The sequence below is a fragment of the Pseudomonas sp. JL27(2026) genome (genome assembly GCF_056933555.1).
On sequence record NZ_CM167794.1, the window covers coordinates 854,749 to 875,085 of the forward strand.

The 20,337-nt window shown below is 60.7% G+C and carries 22 protein-coding genes and 1 pseudogene; 9 read left to right on the forward strand and 14 right to left on the reverse strand.

Annotation, left to right across the window (positions count from 1 at the left end; genetic code table 11):
- Nucleotides 1-214: 214 nt before the first annotated feature.
- From AC1Z1G_RS03820 to AC1Z1G_RS03850, 7 genes are all read right to left on the reverse strand, one after another.
- Complete coding sequence (locus AC1Z1G_RS03820; protein WP_483625006.1) at nt 215-559, reverse strand: cupin domain-containing protein; 345 nt, start codon at nt 557-559, stop codon at nt 215-217.
- A gap of 104 nt (nt 560-663) precedes the next feature.
- A complete protein-coding gene (locus tag AC1Z1G_RS03825; protein ID WP_483625007.1) occupies nt 664-1,035 on the reverse strand; it encodes a MerR family transcriptional regulator in 372 nt (123 codons plus the stop codon).
- A gap of 53 nt (nt 1,036-1,088) precedes the next feature.
- Nucleotides 1,089-1,664 carry an NAD(P)H-dependent oxidoreductase gene (locus tag AC1Z1G_RS03830; RefSeq protein ID WP_483625009.1) on the reverse strand — a complete coding sequence of 192 codons (576 nt, stop codon included), beginning with the start codon at nt 1,662-1,664 and terminating at the stop codon, nt 1,089-1,091.
- Between the two features lie 149 nt (nt 1,665-1,813).
- Nucleotides 1,814-4,288 (reverse strand): TonB-dependent siderophore receptor, encoded by a 2,475-nt coding sequence (locus AC1Z1G_RS03835; protein WP_483625011.1) that lies wholly within the window; start codon nt 4,286-4,288, stop codon nt 1,814-1,816.
- Nucleotides 4,289-4,436: 148 nt separating this feature from the next.
- Entirely contained in the window at nt 4,437-5,396 is a 960-nt protein-coding gene (locus AC1Z1G_RS03840; RefSeq protein WP_483625013.1) for a FecR family protein, read from the reverse strand.
- Between the two features lie 29 nt (nt 5,397-5,425).
- The gene (locus tag AC1Z1G_RS03845) at nt 5,426-5,959 is read right to left on the reverse strand and encodes an RNA polymerase sigma factor (RefSeq protein WP_483625015.1); all 534 of its coding nucleotides are present in this window, start codon (nt 5,957-5,959) and stop codon (nt 5,426-5,428) included.
- A 155-nt stretch (nt 5,960-6,114) separates the two neighbouring features.
- A complete protein-coding gene (locus AC1Z1G_RS03850) occupies nt 6,115-6,429 on the reverse strand; it encodes a putative quinol monooxygenase (protein ID WP_483625017.1) in 315 nt (104 codons plus the stop codon).
- A gap of 202 nt (nt 6,430-6,631) precedes the next feature.
- Here AC1Z1G_RS03850 and mdaB point away from each other — a divergent pair, with 202 nt between their 5' ends.
- From mdaB to ggt, 4 genes are all read left to right on the forward strand, one after another.
- Nucleotides 6,632-7,222 carry an NADPH:quinone oxidoreductase MdaB gene (gene mdaB, locus AC1Z1G_RS03855; protein ID WP_483625019.1) on the forward strand — a complete coding sequence of 197 codons (591 nt, stop codon included), beginning with the start codon at nt 6,632-6,634 and terminating at the stop codon, nt 7,220-7,222.
- A 58-nt stretch (nt 7,223-7,280) separates the two neighbouring features.
- Entirely contained in the window at nt 7,281-8,192 is a 912-nt protein-coding gene (locus AC1Z1G_RS03860) for a LysR substrate-binding domain-containing protein (protein WP_483625021.1), read from the forward strand.
- Between the two features lie 103 nt (nt 8,193-8,295).
- Nucleotides 8,296-9,189, forward strand: a complete 894-nt coding sequence (locus tag AC1Z1G_RS03865) for an NAD-dependent epimerase/dehydratase family protein (protein ID WP_483625023.1) — start codon at nt 8,296-8,298, stop codon at nt 9,187-9,189.
- A 119-nt stretch (nt 9,190-9,308) separates the two neighbouring features.
- Nucleotides 9,309-10,976 carry a gamma-glutamyltransferase gene (gene ggt / locus AC1Z1G_RS03870; RefSeq protein ID WP_483625025.1) on the forward strand — a complete coding sequence of 556 codons (1,668 nt, stop codon included), beginning with the start codon at nt 9,309-9,311 and terminating at the stop codon, nt 10,974-10,976.
- Nucleotides 10,977-11,026: 50 nt separating this feature from the next.
- On the opposite strand, the gene AC1Z1G_RS03875 is transcribed toward ggt, so the two are convergent.
- The 4 genes from AC1Z1G_RS03875 to AC1Z1G_RS03890 form a co-directional block, all read right to left on the reverse strand.
- Nucleotides 11,027-11,431, reverse strand: a complete 405-nt coding sequence (locus AC1Z1G_RS03875) for a lysozyme inhibitor LprI family protein (protein WP_483625027.1) — start codon at nt 11,429-11,431, stop codon at nt 11,027-11,029.
- 112 nt (nt 11,432-11,543) lie between these two features.
- Nucleotides 11,544-11,915 carry a hypothetical protein gene (locus AC1Z1G_RS03880; protein WP_483625029.1) on the reverse strand — a complete coding sequence of 124 codons (372 nt, stop codon included), beginning with the start codon at nt 11,913-11,915 and terminating at the stop codon, nt 11,544-11,546.
- An 11-nt stretch (nt 11,916-11,926) separates the two neighbouring features.
- A complete protein-coding gene (locus AC1Z1G_RS03885) occupies nt 11,927-12,133 on the reverse strand; it encodes a helix-turn-helix domain-containing protein (protein ID WP_123584879.1) in 207 nt (68 codons plus the stop codon).
- 8 nt (nt 12,134-12,141) lie between these two features.
- Nucleotides 12,142-12,720, reverse strand: coding sequence for a hypothetical protein (locus tag AC1Z1G_RS03890; RefSeq protein WP_483625031.1), 579 nt, complete (start codon nt 12,718-12,720; stop codon nt 12,142-12,144).
- A 295-nt stretch (nt 12,721-13,015) separates the two neighbouring features.
- On the opposite strand from AC1Z1G_RS03890, the gene AC1Z1G_RS03895 reads away from it, so the two are divergent.
- The 4 genes from AC1Z1G_RS03895 (at nt 13,016) to AC1Z1G_RS03910 (ending at nt 17,247) form a co-directional block, all read left to right on the forward strand.
- A complete protein-coding gene (locus tag AC1Z1G_RS03895; RefSeq protein ID WP_483625032.1) occupies nt 13,016-14,365 on the forward strand; it encodes a GntT/GntP/DsdX family permease in 1,350 nt (449 codons plus the stop codon).
- 16 nt (nt 14,366-14,381) lie between these two features.
- Nucleotides 14,382-15,242: a MurR/RpiR family transcriptional regulator gene (locus AC1Z1G_RS03900; RefSeq protein ID WP_483625034.1), complete on the forward strand. Its 861-nt coding sequence runs from the start codon at nt 14,382-14,384 to the stop codon at nt 15,240-15,242.
- 1 nt (nt 15,243) lies between these two features.
- Complete coding sequence (locus AC1Z1G_RS03905) at nt 15,244-16,707, forward strand: N-acyl-D-amino-acid deacylase family protein (RefSeq protein ID WP_483625035.1); 1,464 nt, start codon at nt 15,244-15,246, stop codon at nt 16,705-16,707.
- Between the two features lie 171 nt (nt 16,708-16,878).
- The gene (locus AC1Z1G_RS03910) at nt 16,879-17,247 is read left to right on the forward strand and encodes a glyoxalase superfamily protein (RefSeq protein WP_483625037.1); all 369 of its coding nucleotides are present in this window, start codon (nt 16,879-16,881) and stop codon (nt 17,245-17,247) included.
- Nucleotides 17,248-17,293: 46 nt separating this feature from the next.
- Here AC1Z1G_RS03910 and AC1Z1G_RS03915 read toward each other — a convergent pair whose 3' ends face one another.
- From AC1Z1G_RS03915 to AC1Z1G_RS03925, 3 genes and pseudogenes are all read right to left on the reverse strand, one after another.
- Nucleotides 17,294-18,157, reverse strand: a complete 864-nt coding sequence (locus AC1Z1G_RS03915) for a methyl-accepting chemotaxis protein (protein ID WP_437128165.1) — start codon at nt 18,155-18,157, stop codon at nt 17,294-17,296.
- Between the two features lie 42 nt (nt 18,158-18,199).
- Nucleotides 18,200-19,372, reverse strand: a pseudogene (locus AC1Z1G_RS03920) (methyl-accepting chemotaxis protein); the annotation flags it as partial.
- A 12-nt stretch (nt 19,373-19,384) separates the two neighbouring features.
- Complete coding sequence (locus AC1Z1G_RS03925; protein ID WP_483625039.1) at nt 19,385-19,606, reverse strand: hypothetical protein; 222 nt, start codon at nt 19,604-19,606, stop codon at nt 19,385-19,387.
- Between the two features lie 32 nt (nt 19,607-19,638).
- On the opposite strand from AC1Z1G_RS03925, the gene pmrG reads away from it, so the two are divergent.
- The gene (pmrG, locus tag AC1Z1G_RS03930) at nt 19,639-20,313 is read left to right on the forward strand and encodes a lipopolysaccharide core heptose(II)-phosphate phosphatase PmrG (protein ID WP_483627745.1); all 675 of its coding nucleotides are present in this window, start codon (nt 19,639-19,641) and stop codon (nt 20,311-20,313) included.
- Nucleotides 20,314-20,337: the final 24 nt, after the last annotated feature.

Below are 20,337 nucleotides of genomic sequence, written 5' to 3' on the forward strand. Positions count from 1 at the left end.
GTGGCGGTGAATGAGCTTGCTGTGGCGAGGGAGCTTGCTCCCGCTCGGCTGCGAAGCAGTCGCAAAACCTGCCCACACGGTGTGGACTGAAAGAATGCAGGAAGTGCTGCGCACTCCAGCGGGAGCAAGCTCCCTCGCCACAAAGGCCCTGCGCTACAGATGTATTTGAATATTTTCCGAGAGACTACGTCGGGTAGTCTCTCGGTTTTTTGTTTCAGGCAAACACGAAATATTTGCGCACGGTCTCGACCACTTCCCAGGTGCCTTTCATCCCCGGCTCAACCACGAAAATATCACCGGCGCGCAGATGGATCGGTTCCATGCCGTCCGGGGTGATGACGCAGTAGCCTTCCTGAAAATGGCAGTACTCCCACTTCACGTAGTCCACTCGCCACTTGCCCGGCGTGCAGATCCAGGTGCCCATGATCTTGCTGCCATCTTCGCTGGTGTAGGCGTTGAGGTTGACGGTGTGCGGGTCGCCTTCCAGCTTTTCCCATTTGCAGGCGTCGAGCACCGGCAGCGGGTGGGTATCGCGAAGGACGGTAATGGGTCTGGACATGCTGACTCCGTGCGGTAGGGAGAACTGAAGTCGCACCCTATAGCGCCCGGCAACGGGTCAGTTGTCTGTGCTCGACATCGAGCTGTCCAGAAACGCGCTTACGTTCAAATCTGCTCCAGCGGGCATTCGGTTTGCGCCTGGGCAAGGCTGCTTTCGAATTCTGTGAGTTGCTGGTGCTGGCGGGTCAGCGCCGCGATGGTGTTCTCAAGTTCCTGTTTTTTCTCGGTGATCGCCTGGCGCGCCAGTTCCCACGGCAGGGCCTGACCGCGATGCTGCTCAAACATCGCCTGCATGTCCTTGAGCCTGAAGCCCAGTTGCTGGGCGCACTTGATGAAGCTCAGCAACTCGACGCTCTGTTGATCATAAATGCGGTAGTTGCCCTGGCGTTGCGCCGCAGGCAACAGGCCGATGGCCTCGTAGTGACGGATGCTCTTGATGGTCGTGCCTGACAGCTGCGCGGCTTTGCCGATGTACATGAAAAATCCCTTTGCCGAGTGTCCCTGGTGACGTCGGCGATTATCCGCGAGACTCAGCGCCCGGCGATAGCCTGTGCTTGCAACAGCCAGGTTTCCCGCTGGCTCGCCGTGGAGTTGATAATCGGGCCGAAGGTCAGGGTTTTCTTTGGCGTGACCCCGCAGAGCGCCAACGTGGTTTTACGCATCTGGTGCAGTCCGGGCATGCGATAGACCCAGCGGTAATACCAGGGCGGCGTGTCCATGGTCACCAGCAGATCGGCAGTGCGCCCGCGCAGCAGTTTTTCCGGGAAGGCCTTGCCCGGATGGTATTTGAAAGCGAAGCCGGGCAGCAGCACGCGATCCAGAAAGCCCTTGAGCAATGCCGGAATCGCGCCCCACCAGATCGGGTAGACGAAGGTCAGGTGCTCAGCCCAGGTGATGTCTGCCTGAGCCTGAAGCAGATCGGCTTCCAGCGGCTGAGTTTGCTGGTAGCCCTCCCGCAGGATCGGGTCGAAATCCAGGGCTCCCAGGCGCAATTCCCGCACCTCATGCCCGGCGCTTTTCGCGGCCAGCACATAACGTTCGGTCAGCGCGCCGCAGAAGCTGTGGCTGGAGGGATGGCCGAGAATCACCAGAATGCGTTTGCCCATGTGAGCGCTCCTTGAGGATCAAGCCCCAAGGGTAAAGTCTGCCCCTTAGGGGAGAGTCAAGGTGTGCAGCAACGCGTTGGCGTAAACGGGCATGGGCAACATTCCTTTGCTGCCCGTCGAAGCGGTCACGCTCCGGTTGATCCGATCCCTCAGAACTGCGGTTTGTAGGTCACGCTGAACATCACGTTGCGCGGGTCGCCGTAGTAGCTATTGGCGAGCATCTGGCTGTAGGCCGGAATGAAATAGTTTTTGTCGAACACGTTGTTCAGGTTCACGGCCAGGGTGACTTCATCCGTTGCATCGTAGGCTACCCGCGAGTTCCAGATCGCGAAACCGGCCTGGGCGAATTTGCGGTCGGAGCTGACGGTGGTGCTCTGGGTATTGACCCCGGCGCCGACGCTGACTTTGTTGAAGTCGCCCGGCAGTCGGTAATCGCTCCAGATCCGCAGCATGTGCATCGGGGTCGCGGTGTTGAAGACCTTGTCTTTCATTTCGGGGTCTTTGAGGAACGTGGTGGTGTTGTAGGTGTAGCTGCCAGACAGTTGCAGGCCGGGTGCTACTTCCCCGCTCAATTCGGCTTCTACACCCTGGCTGCGCACCTTGCCCGACGCCAGGGAGCAGTACCAGCCACCGCAGGCCTCACTGCTTTCGATGTCTGTGCTCAAGTCGGAAACCGCCCGATTCTTGTGGATGTAGCGGAACATCGCCAGCGAGGCGTTGAGCCGTCCGTCCATCAACTCGCCCTTGAGACCGAGCTCGTAGTTCTGTCCCTCGACGGGTTTCAGGCCGGTTTTCTCCTTGGTCAACTGAGTTTGAGGAATGAACACCTCGGCATAACTGCCGTAGACCGACCACTGATCGTTGAGGGCATACACCAGGCCGGCATAAGGCGTGACCTGGCCACTGCTCTTGACCGAGTTTTTCTCGCCACCTTCTTGCAGTTTACGGGCGACGAAGTTGTCCTGGTCGAACGCGAAGTCGTACCAACTGGTGCGTGCACCGAGGATCAGCGTCAGCGGATCGGTCAGTTTGACCCGCCATGATCCGTAAATGCCTTTTTGGCGAACGTCATAGGTGCTGAGTGCCAGGTTCGCGGTGTCGGCGATGCTGTTGTAAGACTGATTCGGACGGTGGTGATCGATGTCGGCGATGTCGACGCCCGGCGAGAACGCCCGAGCGTAGCCGTCGTCGGTGGTGTACTTGGAATAGTTGGCGCCCAGCACCACGTTTTGCTTGAACGACAGCGCTTCGAATTCGCCAGTCAGGTAAACGTCCAGCCCACGGTTCTTGCCGTAGAAGTCGGTGGAGTAGTCGGAAAAGCGCGGCCCCGTGGTCGTGCCGACAGGAACGGTGCCAGCGATGAATTGATACGTCGCTTCATTGGACTCGTTCATCGCGATGGCCGAGGCCTTGAGCTTCCAGTCGTCGTTGAAGTGATGCTCAAGATCCAGGTAAACGGCAGTCTGGTCATTCTCCGAACGGTTCCAGGTAGCCCCGGTGTACGTCGAGCGCGACAGCGGCAGTGCATTGCTATTGGCGTATCTCGGAATGCCGATGAAGTATGGGCGCCCTTGACTCTTTTTGTTGCTGAAACCGACACCGAGCACCGTGTCTGGCCCCAGGTCGAAGTCCAGCGCGCCATACACGGTTTGTTCCCAGCCCCATTGGTAGTCAGTGAAGGAGTGCCCCTTCTCGTAATTGACCAACGCGCGACCCCGGATCGTTCCCTCATCGTTCAACGGGCCGCCGACGTCCGCCTGGGACACGTAGCGATCCCAACTGCCAGCCTTGGCTGTCAAGGTCACGGTGGGCGCGTGCTGAGGACGCTTGCGCACCAGGTTGATCGCCCCGCCCGGGCTGTTCGCGCCCTGTAGCAGGCCGGCCGCGCCGCGAAGGATTTCCATGCGGTCGTAGATCACCATGTTTTCCGTGATGTAGCTGCCCAGCGCATAAACGTTACGAGGCACCGGCACGCCATCGTATTGCAGGGACTCAATGTCAAAACCGCGGGCAAAGATGAACATGCCCGGGCCAGGCGACTTGACCGAGGTCAGGCCGGGTGTGGCTTCCACAGCTTGAGTCAGGGTGTTGATGCCTTGATCGTCCATCCGTTTGCGGGTCAGGACGCTGACCGATTGCGGGATGTCCTTGAGTTTTTGCTCACCCTTTCCCAGCGTCACCGCGCCGGTTGTGTACGAACCGCTGCCCTCGGTGGTGGTGCCCAACTGCTGGCCACTGACGGTGGTCGCGCCCAGCTCCAGTGCGGTGTCCGAGGGCTGGCGCTGTTGCAGGGTCACGCTGTCGCTGTCGATGAAGCTGGCGCTCAGCCCGGTGCCCGCGAGCAACCGCGCCAGTGCCTGATCCTTGGAGTAGCTGCCACTCACGCCGGGCGACTGCGCGCCTTGGGTGACGTCGGCCGACACCAGCACCTGAATCCGCGTAACCGCTGAAAACGCCACCAGCGCCGCATCGAGCGACTGTGCGGGAATCTCGAAGCGATAAACCTGAGCCTGTGCGGCGGGTGCGGCATGCAGGTAAATCGGCGTGCTGGCGGCCAGCCCGATGGCCAGCGTCAGGAGAGTCGGCAGGCCCGGCAGGCGCCGCGTGGCGGTCAGATGTCCCATGAGTGTTTCCCCAGTGATCGAAGTCGATGGTCAGGCGCGGCACTACTTGAGAGTGCTTATTGTTTGCGCCTCAGTGATCAAGGACGACGTTGCCGGGGAAAACCCTGAAAGTATTTGAGAATTATTTGCAGAAAAGGGGGGAGGGTCTTCAGCCCTCACGCAACACCCGCAAGTAAGGGGTGTAGTGATCGGCCCGCAGGTTGAGGGTGTAGACCAGCGCCTTAAGCACGGCATCGGGTTTGTCGATCTCGAACACCCCCGACACTCGCCGCTCACGCAAGCCGTCACCCAGCACGACAATCCGGCCGGGCCAGTAGCGGTTCAATTCTTCGACCACCTCGGCCAGCGGTTGCTGGCGAAACACCAGTTGGCGCTGGCGCCAGGCAAACCCGGCGGCGGGGTCAAAACCGTGCACGGTGGTCAGTTGGCGGTCCTGATATTCGACCGCACGGCCCGGCTCCAGATAGACCGGTTCACCCGTGCCAGCACTGACCTCGACCTTGCCCTGAGCAACCTGTACCCGCGTCTGCTCGCTGCGCCGGGCGACGCTGAATTGCGTGCCGACCACCTTCACCCAGCCGTCGCCGGACTGCACAAAAAACGGCCGTGCGGCATCCTTCGTCACCTCGAACCAGGCCTCTCCACGCAACAGGCGAACCTGACGCTCGCCCGCGCTGAGGCGAATCTGCACGGCGCTGTCGGTATTGAGTTGCAACTGCGAGCCGTCGGCCAGTTCGACTCGTCGGGTCTCGCCGGTGCCGGTCGCGTAGTCGGCCCGCAAGCGATCGAGCCACGGCGTTTGCAACGTCACCAGCCCCACCATCAAAAGCACCGCTGCCGCGCAAGCCCACTGTGTCCATTGCGAGCGCAGTGGTTTTTTCCAGCGTGCATGCTCGGCCTCGCGGTGCTGGCGCGCCGGTTCGCGTAAACCACCGAGCAACGCCTGGACCTCCTGCCAGGCGTCGTCCTGCGCCTGGCCCAGCGCCAGCCAGGTGGCGAAGGCATCCAGTTCGGCGGCCGTGACGTCGTCGGCCTGGAGGCGGAAATACCAGCCCGAAGCTTCGGCAAACAGGTCGTCGGCGGGCACCGATGCAGCGGATTCAGTCATCAGGGGTTCCACAGCAGCAAGGTCGCGGTTCATGGGCGCGAGCCTTTGGCGTCGCTGGCCAGCCGAGCCTTGATGTAAGCCCGGCAATCGATCAGCGCACGGCGCAATTGGTATTCGACACTACGCGGGCTGATCGTCAGACGTTCGGCGATCTCCCGGTAGGAGCATTCGTCGACATGATAAAGCAGGAATATCTGCCGGGTCGCTTCGGGTAACGCGCCAATGGCGTCGTGCATCAGCGTTTCGTCCTGATAAGCCGCCAATTGATCCATCGCTGAAGGGGTGCTGCACGGCAATTCATCGCTGGGTTCGCCGGCCTCCATGCGTTCACGGCGAATGACCTGACGCTGATGGTCGCGTACCAGGTTGCTGGCGATGGTGAAGAGAAAGGCGGGCAAGTTGTCGATCTTTTCCCCGGAGTCCAGCCGAGCCAGGCGCAGGAACGATTCCTGGGTCAGGTCGGCCGCCACTTGCGCGCTGCCGGTGCGACGGGTGACAAAGGCTTCCAGCGCTTTCTTCTGTTCGGTGAACAGGCGAGCGATCTGCGTATTCCAGGAGAGCACAGCACTACCTTGATCGGGGACGTTCAGGAGCGCGCACGCTAGCAGAAGATGCGAGTGATTCGCAATTGATATCTATTTTTTACAGGTTTCAGGCTATGGATCGTTCTCTCGCTGGCATGAGCAAAGGTGTGATTGGCCTGGGGCGGCCCTGTTGATCAGCGGCTAGACGAAGACGGGCTGAGCATGTCGATGCGACGGATATCGAAATCGCGTTCCAGATACCCCATGCGGTTGTCGAAGAACTGCTTCATGTGCGGCAGGTTCGAATGCACGTCCAGATGCGCCTGGGACTGCCAGATCTCGTAAAAAATAAACAGCGTCGGGTCCTGCTGGTCGCGCAGCATGTGGTATTCGATGCAGCCCGGCTCGGCGCGGCTGGGTTCCACATAAGCGCGAAACAGCGCCTCGAAGGCGTCGCTTTGTTCCGGGCGGGTTTTGGCGTGCAGGATAAAACCGTGTAGTTCGCTCACGTAGAACTCCTCAGGTGTGGGGGTCGAAAAATCCTACGGCAACAATCAGTGATTGATTCGTGCTTTTTGGTCAAATGTATTTTGCCGTGCCCGGACTTATTCAGTGGGGGGCTCATCGATAGTCTGCCGTCATCACATTCAAACCTTCCCGGTCCCGCGACTTATCCACAGCGCGGTGGATCGGACCCTGATGAGGCTCTCCATGAAAAAAGTCCTGTTGCTCAACGGAGGCAAGCAATTCGCCCATTCCGATGGTCGCTACAACACCACCCTGCACGACGCGGCACTGAGTGTGCTGGATCGCGGTGGTCTCGATGTCAAAGTCACCCACATCGACGAGGGCTACGACATCGCCGAAGAAGTCGCCAAATTTCTCTGGGCCGACGTGATCATTTATCAGATGCCAGGCTGGTGGATGGGCGCGCCCTGGACCGTGAAAAAGTACATCGACGAAGTGTTCACCGAAGGCCATGGCAGCCTTTACGCCAGCGACGGCCGGACCCGTTCCGATGCGTCGCAAAAGTACGGCAGCGGCGGCCTGGTGCAGGGCAAGCAATACATGCTGTCGCTGACCTGGAATGCTCCGCAGCAAGCCTTTGACGACCCGAGCGACTTCTTCGAAGCCAAGGGCGTAGATGCGGTGTATTTCCCGTTCCACAAGGCCAACGAGTTCCTCGGGATGACCGGCCTGCCGACTTTCCTGTGTGTGGACGTGATGAAGCGCCCGAACATCGAAGCCGACGTCGCGCGCTACGAGCAGCACCTCAAACAGGTGTTCAATCTGCCGGCGTGACCTGCGTGATGCCCCGCATCCGGCTACTATCAAGCCTGTTTTGATTGAAGGGGCATACGTGAAAGCCAGATCCGATGAGTTGCAGATTTTTGTCTGCGTAATTGAATGCGGGTCGATTTCCGCGGCGGCCGAGCAGGTCGGGCAAACGCCTTCGGCGGTCAGCCGCACGCTGTCGCGGCTGGAGGCCAAACTCGACACCACGCTGATCAACCGCACCACGCGGCGAATGGACCTGACCGAAGAGGGCAAGTACTTCTTCGAGCAGGCCAAGCTGATTCTCGACCAGATGGATGAGCTCGAAGAGCGGTTGTCTTCGCGCCACAAAAACCCTTCCGGGCGGTTGCGGATCAACGCGGCAGCGCCGTTCATGCTGCACGCCATCGTGCCGTACATCGACGAGTTCCGTCGCCTGTACCCGGACATCCAGCTGGAGCTCAACAGCAACGACCTGATCATCGATCTGCTGGAACAGAGCACCGACATCGCGATCCGCATCGGGGCGCTGGCGGATTCAACCTTGCACGCGCGGTCCCTGGGGTGCAGCCCGCTGCACATCCTCGCCAGCCCCGCGTACCTGGAAAAACACGGTACGCCGGGCACCGTCGCCGAACTGGCCGGGCACACGCTGCTGGGGTTCACCCAGACCGAAACCCTCAACCATTGGCCGCTGCGCCATGAGCACGGCGACCGCTGGCAGATTCAGCCGAGCCTCAGCGCTTCCAGTGGTGAAACCTTGCGCCATCTGGCGCTGGCCGGGCAAGGCATCGTCTGCCTGTCGCACTTCATGACCATCGACGACATCAATACCGGGAGGCTCACGTTGCTGCTGGCCCAGGCCAACAGCGGCTATCGCCAGCCGATCAACGCCGTGTACTACCGCAACTCTCAACTGGCCTTGCGGATTCAGTGCTTCCTGGACTTCATCCAGGGCAAGTTGGCCGGTTACGCGACACCGGTATTCGAAGGCTGATTCGTGATCCCTGCGCAAGATTGAATTGGGTAATCCGGACTTTTTCAGCTGGGATCAGTCCTCGATACTCGCTCCATCATTGACCCACGCAGGGAGATTCTCCATGAACGTATTCGTCACCGGCGCTGCCGGTTTTATCGGCGGCTCCATCGCCACCGGGCTGGTCGCTGCCGGCCATCAGGTCACCGGCCTGGTACGCAGCGCCGAACAAGCCAAAGAGCTCAAGGCGCTGGGCATCACCCCGGTCATCGGCACCCTCGATGACCGTGCCTTGCTGGCCGAACAGGCGCGCGCCGTCGATGCCGTGATCAACGCCGCCAGCAGTGATCATCGCGGCGCGGTCGAGGCCTTGCTCGACGCGTTGCGCGGTTCAAACAAAGTGTTCCTGCACACCAGCGGTTCAAGCATTGTGGGCGATGCGTCCGGCGGTAAATCCAGCGACGTTATCTACGTTGAGGACAACCTGCCGGAGCCAACCGTCGACAAGGCTGCACGGGTGGCCATCGACAACCTGATCCTCGCCGCCGCCCGTGACGGCGTGAACTCGGCGGTGATCTGCAACACGCTGATTTACGGCCACAGCCTGGGCGTCCACCGCGACAGCGTGCAGGTGCCGCGCTTGCTCAAACAGGCGCGTAAAAGTGGCGTGGTGCGCCATGTCGGTCCGGGGCAGAACATCTGGTCCAACGTGCATATCGAAGACGTGGTATCGCTGTATCTGCTGGCGCTGACCCGGAATGTGCCGGGCACTTTCTACTTTGTCGAAAGCGCTGAGGCCTCGTTCATCGACATGAGCACCGCGATAGCGCAAGCCCTGAACCTGGGGCAGCCGCAAGACTGGCCACTGGCGGATGCCGAAGCCGAATGGGGTTACGAAATGGCCAATTACGGCCTCGGCTCCAACAGTCGCGTGCGTGGCAAAAAGGCCCGTGAATTATTGGGCTGGGCACCGAAGCGTACCTCGGTGGTGGAGTGGATTCGCCGCGAGATGGTGTAAGCGGACCGCGTCACAAAACGGCTGCCCAAGGGCAGCCGTTTGCTTTTTCGGGTTTGATCAAACCCCTCGCCAAGGCCTATGGTTCGTCCTGCCTCAATAACAAGAAAAGGACGGATCTCATGCGCATTGTGTTGTTCAAGACCTTGGCCCTGACGGCGGCGATGGCTGCCAGTTCTGCATCGATCGCGGCGGTTCTGGAGGGCGGCGCGGTCGTCTCGCCGAACCAGTACGGCGCCGATGTGGCGGCACAGATTCTCAAGAAGGGCGGTAACGCCGTCGACGCCGCGGTGGCCACGGCCTTCACGTTGGCGGTGACGTACCCGGAGGCCGGGAACATTGGTGGCGGCGGGTTCATGACCCTGTTCATCGACGGAAAACCGTACTTCCTCGACTACCGCGAAACCGCGCCCAAAGCCGCGACCCGCGACATGTACCTGAACGAAAAAGGCGAAGTCATCGAAAACCTCAGCCTGGTCGGCGTCCGCGCTGCCGGTGTGCCGGGCACGGTGATGGGGTTGTGGGAGGCCCACAAAAAGTTCGGCAAACTGCCCTGGAGCGAATTGCTGACCCCGGCCATCGGTTACGCCAAAAGCGGTTTCAAAGTGGCGGACAAGCAGTATCAGTACCGCGAGGATGCGCTGAAGCTGTTCAACGGCACGACCAACTTCGGCGACTATTTCGGCAGCATGAAGCCTGGTGAAACCTTCCGCCAACCCGAGCTGGCCGCGACCCTGGAACGGATCGCCGACAAGGGCGCGAGCGAGTTCTATGACGGTAAAACCGCCGACCTGCTGATCGCCCAGATGAAGGCCGACAAAGGCCTGATCAGCAAGGAGGACTTGCACGACTACAAGGTCAACTGGCGTCAGCCGCTGGCGGTCAACTGGCGTGGCAACACGCTCTACACCGCACCACCGCCGAGCTCAGGCGGCATCGCATTGGCGCAACTGATCGCCATCAAGGAAGACCGCGCCGCCGATTTCAAAGGCGTCGAACTGAACTCGGCGAAGTACATTCACCTGCTCGCCGAAATCGAGAAACGGGTGTTTGCCGACCGTGCCGATTACCTCGGTGACCCGGCGTTCTCCGACGTGCCGGTCAAGCAGCTCACTGATCCCGAGTACCTGAAAAAGCGTGCAGCGGAGGTCAACCCGACCGCCATTTCGCCGACCGAGAAAGTCCGTCCGGGCCTTGAACCGCATCAGACCACGCACTTTTCCATCGTCGACGCCGACGGCAACGCGGTGAGTAACACCTACACGCTGAACTGGGATTACGGCAGCGGCGTGGTGGTCAAGGGCGCAGGTTTTTTGCTCAACGATGAAATGGATGACTTCAGCTCAAAACCCGGTGTGGCCAACGCCTTTGGCGTAGTCGGCGGCGACGCCAATGCCATCGCGCCGGGCAAGCGCATGTTGTCGTCGATGAGCCCAAGCCTGGTCACCCGCGACGGCAAGGTCACGCTGGTGCTCGGCACACCGGGCGGCTCGCGGATTTTCACTTCGATCTTCCAGGTGCTGAACAACCTGTATGACTTCAACCTGCCGCTGGAAAAAGCCGTGGCCGCGCAACGCGTCCATCACCAGTTGTTGCCCAAGGACACGATCTACTACGACGCCTACGCGCCACTCACCGGCAAGGTTGCCGATGAGCTGAAAGCGATGGGCTACACCCTGGAAGATCAGGGCTGGGAGATGGGCGATATCCAGGCGATCCGGGTCACCGACAAGGCCCTGGAAACGGCGTCCGACCCACGTGGGCGCGGGGTGGGGCAGGTGGTGAAGTAACACAACGGATCGCCCTCACGCAGGCCGTTTGCGTGGGGGCGATCATCGCGTTATTGCTGGGCCAGGCTTTCGAGTTCATCGGCCCGGGTCTTGGTCATCTCCAGGACGCAGGACGACTGGTTGAGGCCGTCGACGGTGCCACCCGTGAGGTCCATCAGAAACCCGCACTTGGTATCGCGGTACTTGAGCCACAGCCGTTGAACGCCTTGCAACTCGCCCTTCTTGGCACCTTCCATCAGCGCCATCGCAGCCTTGTAGCCTTTGTTCAATCGAGCATCCTGAACGTGCAACTCGGTGCCCAGGCAATCGAGCATGTCGGCGGTGACGCCGCCGGAGGCCGACATGCATCGGGCATACGCCGGGCTGTAGCCGTCACCGGCCGCGTGGGCCGAGCCGCTTAGCCCGATTAGCAAAAGCACGCCCGTCAACGGGGCCATGAAGCGGGTGGGGTTCATCGTTGATCACTCCCTGTCGATTCGCACAAATACCAGGGCGCCATGGTAGCGCTCCTGTCTGTGGACGGTCAGGGAAATGTAGGGGGGAGCGGGGCGTGACCCCGCTCGGGGCTCAGTCCTGATGGATGATGGGGGTGATGATCCCGCCGCAGCCCTGATAACAGGCCTGGTACTCATCCCCACAACTGTCGCCGTAGGTGTAGTTCTGGAAAGGGTAAACGCAGGCCGATCGTTTCTTTTTATCTTTGTTCTGGCTGCAATAGTCATAGGCCATGCGCTTGGCGTCATACAGGGCCCGTTCATTGCTGGCCTGCATTTGAGCCATCATCTTGCACTGGCCTTTCTGTGTGTTGCACTCCCTGACGCAGTTCATGCCCGCCTCGGTTTCAGGCGGCGAGTAGGAGTAGGTGATGCGCGGGCCGCAGCCCTGGAGCGTGAATAAAACCAACAACGAAAACGACAACACAACGGTTCTGAAGGACATCTACAACCCATTTAATCTTTTGACAGCTCCAATAGATCTCCCGGCTCGCAATCGAGCGCGCGACAGATCTTCTCAAGCGTTTCCATCCGGATGCCCTTGACCTTGCCATTTTTTAGTAGCGACAAATTCTGCTCGGAGATGCCGATGATCTCGGCCAGCTCCTTGGAGCGCATTTTGTGTTTTGCCATCGCAACGTCAAGCCGAATGATAATGCTCATTGCACAACTCAGATGTAATGACTCTGTTCTTCGCTCAACAGCTTGGCTTCGCGCAGAACCAGGCTGAATGAGGTCAGGAAAATACCCATCACAATCTGGTAGGAAGCCATTGAGCTGAAACCGACAGAGAAGCTAAAGACACGGTCACCCGGCGGGAGATCGATGGAGAGCGCCAGCACCTGCAAGCTGTTCAGGATGGGCTGTAGAAGTGGCTCCATGATAATCAAAATGCCGATCAGCGAGATACAGCGAATATTGCGCTCCGAGCAGATTTCATTACGCGACAGGCGCAGGAAAAAGAACCCGGCGGCGGTCATGCCCACGGCAGCCATCAGCGGCAGCACGGCGTCCAGGACCATGATCAACCCGGCGGCGAGCGTCGACTGTTCGAACCCTTCCTTGAGCAGCCCCGGCAACAGGTCACTGAAGCCACTGAAGTAGGCCTCACGAGTCACGTCGCCCCACACAGTCCAGCTGGAAATGTAGGTGACGATTTCACTGCAGGCCAAGGCCCAGGCCAGGGCGACGGTCATCAGGCTGATCCAGCGCATGCGCTTGCGCAGCCTGAACGTGGTGTGTGCATTCATGAGCATTCCTTTCCTTGAGTCAAACGGGTCGCGGAATTTACATGATTTATTATCGTAAAACATTAACAAATTATAAATTTGTCCTGTGGCCTGGCGTTTATGTTCTGTCGGAGTGCCCGTGGAAATTGATGAAAAAACGGTTCGTGGATTTTCATTAATCGCGACAACACCTGTCTAAAAACGACATTCCATACCTCTTAACGAAAATTACTTTCATCGTGTTTGAAAAAAACTCCTCGAAATGATTTATGAGTTTCACAACACATCGACGTGACCCTTTTTCGAGGAGTACCGCATGACACCATCCTTCGGTTATTGGCTGCTGATCTACGCCGCCATCGCCATCATTGCGCTTATCGTGCTGATCGCCCGTTACCGGCTCAATCCGTTCATCGTCATCACCCTTGTTTCCATTGGCCTGGCGTTACTCGCGGGGATGCCGCCGTCGGGCGTGGTCGGGGCGTACGAGGCGGGTGTCGGCAAGACCTTGGGGCACATCGCGCTGGTGGTGGCGCTGGGCACGATGCTCGGCAAGATGATGGCCGAGTCCGGTGGCGCCGAGCAGATGGCGCGCACCTTGATCGACCGTTTTGGTGAGAAAAACGCGCACTGGGCGATGGTTTGCATTGCATTTCTGGTGGGGCTGCCGCTGTTCTTCGAAGTCGGTTTCGTGTTGCTGGTGCCGATCGCGTTTACCGTGGCGCGGCGCGTCGGTGTGTCGATTCTGATGGTCGGTTTGCCGATGGTCGCCGGGCTCTCGGTGGTCCATGCGCTGGTGCCGCCGCACCCGGCCGCGATGCTGGCGGTGCAGGCCTATCAGGCGTCGGTGGGGCAGACGTTGCTCTATGCGATTCTGATCGGCATTCCCACGGCGATCATCGCCGGCCCGCTCTATGCCAAATTCATCGTGCCGCGCATTCAACTGCCTGCGGAAAACCCGCTGGAGCGGCAATTCATCGAGCGCGAACCCCGTGACCGCTTGCCGGGTTTTGGTATCACCCTGGCGACGATTCTGCTGCCGGTGGTGTTGATGCTGATCGGCGGTTGGGCCAACCTGATTTCGACACCGGGCAGCGGTTTCAACCAGTTCTTGCTGTTCATCGGCAACTCGGTGATCGCCCTGTTGCTGGCAACCTTGCTGAGCTTCTGGACCCTGGGCCTGGCGCAGGGTTTCAACCGCGAATCGATCCTCAAATTCACCAACGAATGCCTGGCCCCGACGGCCAGCATCACCTTGCTGGTCGGTGCGGGTGGTGGGTTGAACCGGATTCTGGTGGACGCCGGGGTCACCGACCAGATCGTTGGCCTGGCTCACGAGTTCCAGTTATCGCCGCTGGTCATGGGCTGGTTGTTCGCAGCGTTGATGCGGGTGGCCACGGGCTCTGCGACAGTGGCCATGACCACCGCCTCCGGGGTAGTCGCGCCGGTGGCCATTGGTCTGGGATATCCCCACCCGGAGCTGTTGGTGCTGGCGACCGGTGCCGGTTCGGTTATTTTTTCTCATGTGAATGACGGCGGTTTCTGGTTGATCAAGGAATACTTCAACATGACCGTCGCCCAGACGTTCAAGACCTGGACGGTGCTCGAAACCTTGATCTCGCTGGTCGCTTTCGGCCTGACCCTCGGCCTGTCCCAATTGCTTTAGTCACCAGGAATCGCCCATGGACATCCTCTATCAGATCCGCGCCCGCCAGGATTCTTTCAGCGCTGGCGAAGGGCGCATCGCCCGGTTGATGCTCGACGATGTCGGTTTTGCCGCCAGCGCCAGCCTTGAGGAGCTGGCGCTGCGGGCCGAGGTCAGCAGCGCGACGCTCTCGCGGTTTGCCCGCAGCGTGGGCTGTCGCGACCTGCGTGACTTGCGCCTGCAACTGGCTCAGGCCAGCGGCGTCGGCAGCCGTTTCCTCGACCCGGCAAACCCACCCGAACAGTCAGCGTTTTATGGGCAGATTGTCAGTGACATCGAGTCGACCTTGCGCCAACACCTGTCGGCGTTCGACGAGGCGCGATTCACCGAGGCCGTGAAGTTGCTGAGCAGCGCGCGGATGATCCACGCGTTCGGCATGGGCGGCGGTTCGACGCTGTGCAGCGATGAACTGCAAGTGCGATTGGTGCGCCTCGGCTATCCGATTGCCGCCTGCCATGACCCGGTGATGATGCGTGTCACCGCCGCTTCGCTCGGCCCCGAGCATGCGCTGATCGCCTGTTCGCTGACCGGCATCACCCCCGAGTTGCTGGAGGCCGTCGAGCTGGCCCGCAGCTACGGCGCGAGCATTCTGGCGATCACCCTGGCCGATTCGCCGCTGGCAGACCTGGCCGATGTGTTGCTGCCGCTGCACAGTGTTGAAACCTCGTTCATCTACAAACCCACAGCGGCGCGCTACGGCATGTTGCTGGCCATCGACGTGCTCGCTACCGAGCTGGCACTGGCCAGGCCTGAAGACAATCAAGAGCGTTTGCGGCGGATCAAACTCGCCCTCGACGACTACCGTGGCGGCGACGATCACCTGCCGCTGGGAGACTGACATGCAGTACCACACGCTGATCCGCAACGCCTTGGTCATCGACGGCAGCAACCGCCCCGGTTACCCCGCTGACGTGGCGCTCTTGAACGGGCGTATCGAGCGCATCGGTGACGTGCGTGATGCAAGCGCCGACGAGGAAATCGACGCGGCAGGCAAGGTGCTCGCGCCGGGGTTCATCGATGTGCACACCCATGACGACACGGTGGTGATCCGCCAGCCGCAGATGCTGCCCAAGCTCAGCCAGGGCGTGACCACGGTGATTGTCGGCAACTGCGGGATCAGCGCGTCGCCCGTGAGTTTGCGCGGCGAGCCGCCCGACCCGATGAACCTGCTTGGGCCTTGCGCGGCGTTCGTCTATCCGCGCTTTTGCGACTACCGCGCCGCCGTTGAAGCGGCGAAGCCGACCTTGAACGTCGCCGCGCTGGTGGGCCACACGGCATTGCGCAGTAATCATCTGGATGACCTGTTTCGCAGCGCCACCCCCAGTGAAATTGCCGCGATGCGCGAGCAGTTGCGCGCGAGTCTGGAGGCCGGCGCGTTGGGCTTGTCCACAGGCCTGGCCTACGCCAGCGCGTTCTCGGCTTCCACCGATGAAGTGCAGCAACTGGCCGAAGAGCTGACGGCGTTCGGGGCGGTCTACACCACCCATCTGCGCAGTGAATTCGAACCGGTGCTGGAGGCCATGGACGAAGCGTTTCAGATCGGCCGACATGCGCAATCACCGGTGATTATTTCTCACCTCAAATGCGCCGGTGCGGGCAACTGGGGCCGGAGCCCGCAGCTCCTTGCGTCCCTGGAGCAAGCGGCGAAAACCCACCCGGTCGGTTGCGACTGTTATCCCTACGCCGCCAGCTCTTCGACCCTGGACCTCAAGCAGGTCACCGATGCGTTTCGCATCACTATCACCTGGTCGACCCCGCACCCGGAGGTGGGTGGCCGCGACTTGCTGGATATCGCCGCCGAGTGGGGCGTGCCACTGCTGGAGGCGGCCCGTCGCCTGCAACCGGCTGGCGCGGTGTATTACGGCATGGACGAGGCGGACGTGCGGCGGATTCTGACGCACCCGCTGTCGATGATCGGCTCCGACGGGTTGCCGGAAGACCCCTTCCCCCACCCGCGTTTGTGGGGGGCGTTTCCACGGGTGCTGGGGCACTTCAGTCGCGACCTCGGGTTGTTCCCGTTGCACACCGCCGTGCACAAGATGACCGGTCTGTCGGCAGCGCGATTCGGCCTCACGCAACGTGGCGAAATTCGCGAGGGGCACTGGGCGGATCTGGTGCTGTTCGACGCTGCACGCGTGCGCGACGTGGCGGACTTCAGCGACCCGCAACGGGCGGCCGAAGGCATCGACGGGGTGTGGGTCAACGGTGTGCGCAGCTATGTCGAGGGGCAGGCAAACGGAGCGAGGGCCGGGCGGTTTCTGGCGCGTGAAGGCGACTTGAGTTCGGGCTTTGCGTCAGTCTGAAGGTGTTGATCTGCGGAGTTCGTCACAGTGGTGGCATTGTGAAACTAAAGAAACCCACTGCCGAGCCGAAGCGCTGACAACCCGTGGCGTCGGTGATATGAGCGCAAAGACGTTCTCACTCACGCCACAGAGCCTATGATGAAGGGCGTCTTTGAGCCTGGGAGCAGCGCAATGAGTTTCGGTAAAGTCACCCCGATCCTGCGGATTTTCGATGAAGCCAAGGCGCTGGAGTTCTACGTCGATTTCCTCGGGTTCACCCTCGACTGGCAGCACCGGTTCGGCGAAAACTTCCCGCTGTATTTGCAAGTGTCACGCGGTGACTGTGTGCTGCATTTGTCCGAGCACTACGGTGACGCCACGCCGGGTTCGGCGCTGCGCATCGAAACCGCTGAGCTGGAAGCCTTCCAGCAGCAATTGCAAACCAAGGCTTACCGCTACGCCCACCCGCAGATCCAGGCCATGCCCTGGGGCAACCAGGACATGACCATCAACGATCCGTTCGGCAATCGGTTGGTGTTTACCAGCGCGATCAGCGCGTGAGGTTCCATCGTTCCCCTGCTGATGCGGGGGAACGATGAAGTTCGGGTTACACCCGGAAGTGACTGACCATCATTTGCAACTGATTGCCCAGGCGTGCCAGTTCAACACTGGACGCGGCGGTTTCGTCGCTGGCGGCGGCGGTCTGTTCGGACACGTCGCGCACGTTGATGATGCTGCGGCTGATCTCTTCGGCCACGGCGCTTTGCTGCTCGGCAGCGGCGGCGATCTGCTGGTTCATCGACTGGATGTTGGACACCGTGCGGGTGATGTTTTCCAGTGAGACGCCGGCCTTGCGGGTCAGCATGACGCTGCTGTCGGTCAGGGCGCGGCTGTTGTTCATCACGGTGGCAACCTGTTGGGTACCGTTCTGCAGGCCGGCCACCAGGCCTTCGATTTCTTCGGTGGACTTCTGCGTGCGCTGAGCCAGGCCGCGAACCTCGTCGGCAACCACGGCAAACCCGCGACCGGCTTCACCGGCACGTGCCGCTTCGATGGCAGCGTTAAGGGCCAGCAGGTTGGTCTGTTCGGCCACTGCCTTGATCACGTCCATGACGCTGCCGATCTTGTCGCTTTCCTGTTGCAGCACGGTCATGGCTTCGGTGGAGCGGGCAACTTCGCTGGCCAGACGCTCGATCTGGGTGATCGCTTCGTTGACCACTTTGTCCCCTTCGCGGGCCTCGCCATCCGCCGCAGCAGCAGCCTGGGAGGCTTCTTCGGCGTTGCGCGCAACTTCCTGCACGGTGGCAGTCATCTCGTGCATGGCGGTGGCCACTTGATCGGTCTCGATCTTCTGGCTGTTAACCCCCGCGCTGGTTTCTTCGGTCACGGCCGACAGTTCTTCGGCGGCGCTGGCGATCTGGGTGACGCCGTCGCGGATGCCGCTGATCAGCTCGCGCAGGGTCACGCCCATGCGGGCGATGCCTTGTTGCAACACGCCGAGTTCGTCGCGGCGAGTGACGCGTACGTCCTGGGTCAGGTCGCCGCCGGCAATGCGTTCGACCACGGCCAGGGTTTCGCGCAGCGGGCGGGTGATCTGCCGGGTGATGACTACCGCGGCGATAACGCCGACCAGCAGGGCCAGCAACGTGCTGATCAGTTGCAGCGTACGCGCCTGGGCGCTTTCAGTATCGCGGCGATCGATCTGGATCTGATACATCTGGTCGCTGCTGGCAACGATGTCGTTACCCTGGACAGTCATTTCCTGACGGGCTTGCAGGGCTTCGCTGTTGGCAGCCTTGTAGGCCAGCACTGCGCTGCGGTAGTTGGTCAGCGCGCTGCCCAGTTCAGCCAAAGCGTCATGTTGGGTGTCGCCGAAATGGCTGTTGAGTTCTTTCAGGGTGCTGATTGCCGCGTCCAGTTGGGCGATGGCTTTTTGTTCGGACACCGGGTTGGTGTCGAGGGTGTAGCCACGTACTTCGTAGCGGGCCAGCTGGAATTGTTCCTTGGCGTTGGTGACGACCTGGAACTGCTCGAAGCGTTGATCGCTCAGCGGCATCTGGCGCACGCGGGTGTTGATGTCGTTCATCAGCGTGTTGGCGGCTTCGGCGTTGTCACCCATGGCCTGGCGCGCGATGTTGCCGGTGCGGTAGGCGCTGCGCATTTTGTTCAGCGACTGCTGATAAGCCGCGCTGCTTGCGCTTTGCTCTCTGAGCAGCTTGAGGTTTGCCGGGCTGGTGAAGCTCTTGAGCAGGGCTTGCTGCTGCGCAACGAAACCATCGAGGCTGGTTTGCACGGTTTGCGCGACGGTTTCATCACCGTTGGCCAGCATGTACTGCAAACGGGTGACGCGTAGTTTGGTCAGGCCCGCGTTGAGCTGGGTGATGTCGCTCATCCAGTTGCTGCGGTCGATCAGCCCGCCCAGGCTGGTCCAGCCGGTCAGGGCCAGGACGCACGTAAGGGCCAGTACCAGGCCGAAACCCAGGCCCAGCTTCAGGTTGACGCTGATGTTGGCAAACCAGCTATTCATAAAAAATCCTCCAGGAACGTTGTACTGCTTGAACTCGGTTGGCTGGAAGATTGTTATTTTTGGGAGCCAGCAAGGGTGTAGTAGGGCTGTATCGGCAGCGTTGGCGAGAGCTGAAACGGTTTTTGCCCCGTATTTGCGGGCGATCAGGGTGGGCGTCATGAAACGCCCGACCTAGAGCGCCTGGGGCTCATGGCTTGTTACAAAACCGCGCATCAGTGAACCGATGCGCGGTTTTTTCTGGACGCGATTCACGCTTTTTTTCACATTCATTTCACCGGGCTCCAACGTGCTCACCACTAGGGTGTGGCCCTTGCTGGGGTGGCTGCGCGTTGCGCCACCGGCAAACAGGTTCGCCAGCGTGGTTGTCATGACGACGCTGTAGGTTGGGTTCATTCATCTGGCGTTGTCACGGGGGGCACTTGGTCCTGGAATCACTACTTGATCGGGTTGGCGTCAGGCGCCCACTCAGCCTGCGCGGCGTTGCGAAGTACCGCAAAGGTGTGATTGCACTGCTGCTGGTGCTGGGTGCGGCGGCGCTGGGCTCATTGCTTTTGCGTCCGGCGGCGGTGCCGGACCTGGCGTCGGGCAACGCTTCGGTGCTGGCGCAGATGAAAGCGGGTTGGGCTAAAGGCGAAATGATCGTGCTGGTGCGCCACGTCGAGCGCTGCGATCACTCCAAGGCTGCCTGCCTGAGCGCCGCCGATGGCATCACGGACCGGGCCCGCAGTGTGGCGGTCGGTCTCGGCGCGCAGTTCGAACGGCTGGGGTTGGCCAACGCCGATCTCTATAACAGCCCGTTGACCCGTGCAGTGCAAACCTCAAGTTACATGTTCAACTCGGCCACTACCGGGCAGGACTGGTTGTTCCACTGCAAGGGCACGATGTTGCGCGACGCATTGGCGCACAAGGTGCCGGGCCGCAATCTGGTGCTGGTCACCCACAGTGAGTGCATGGCCGAGCTGGAAAAGCAGCTTAAGGTACCAACGGCCACGCTTGGCTACGGTGCCGCGCTGTTTCTGGCCGCCGACAAGGGCAACGCTCACGCACACCTTTTGGGTTCTCTGGAAGCCACTGACTGGCGTTCGGTGTTCGCCCGGTAATCCCTGAAACCGTTCAAGCAGGAC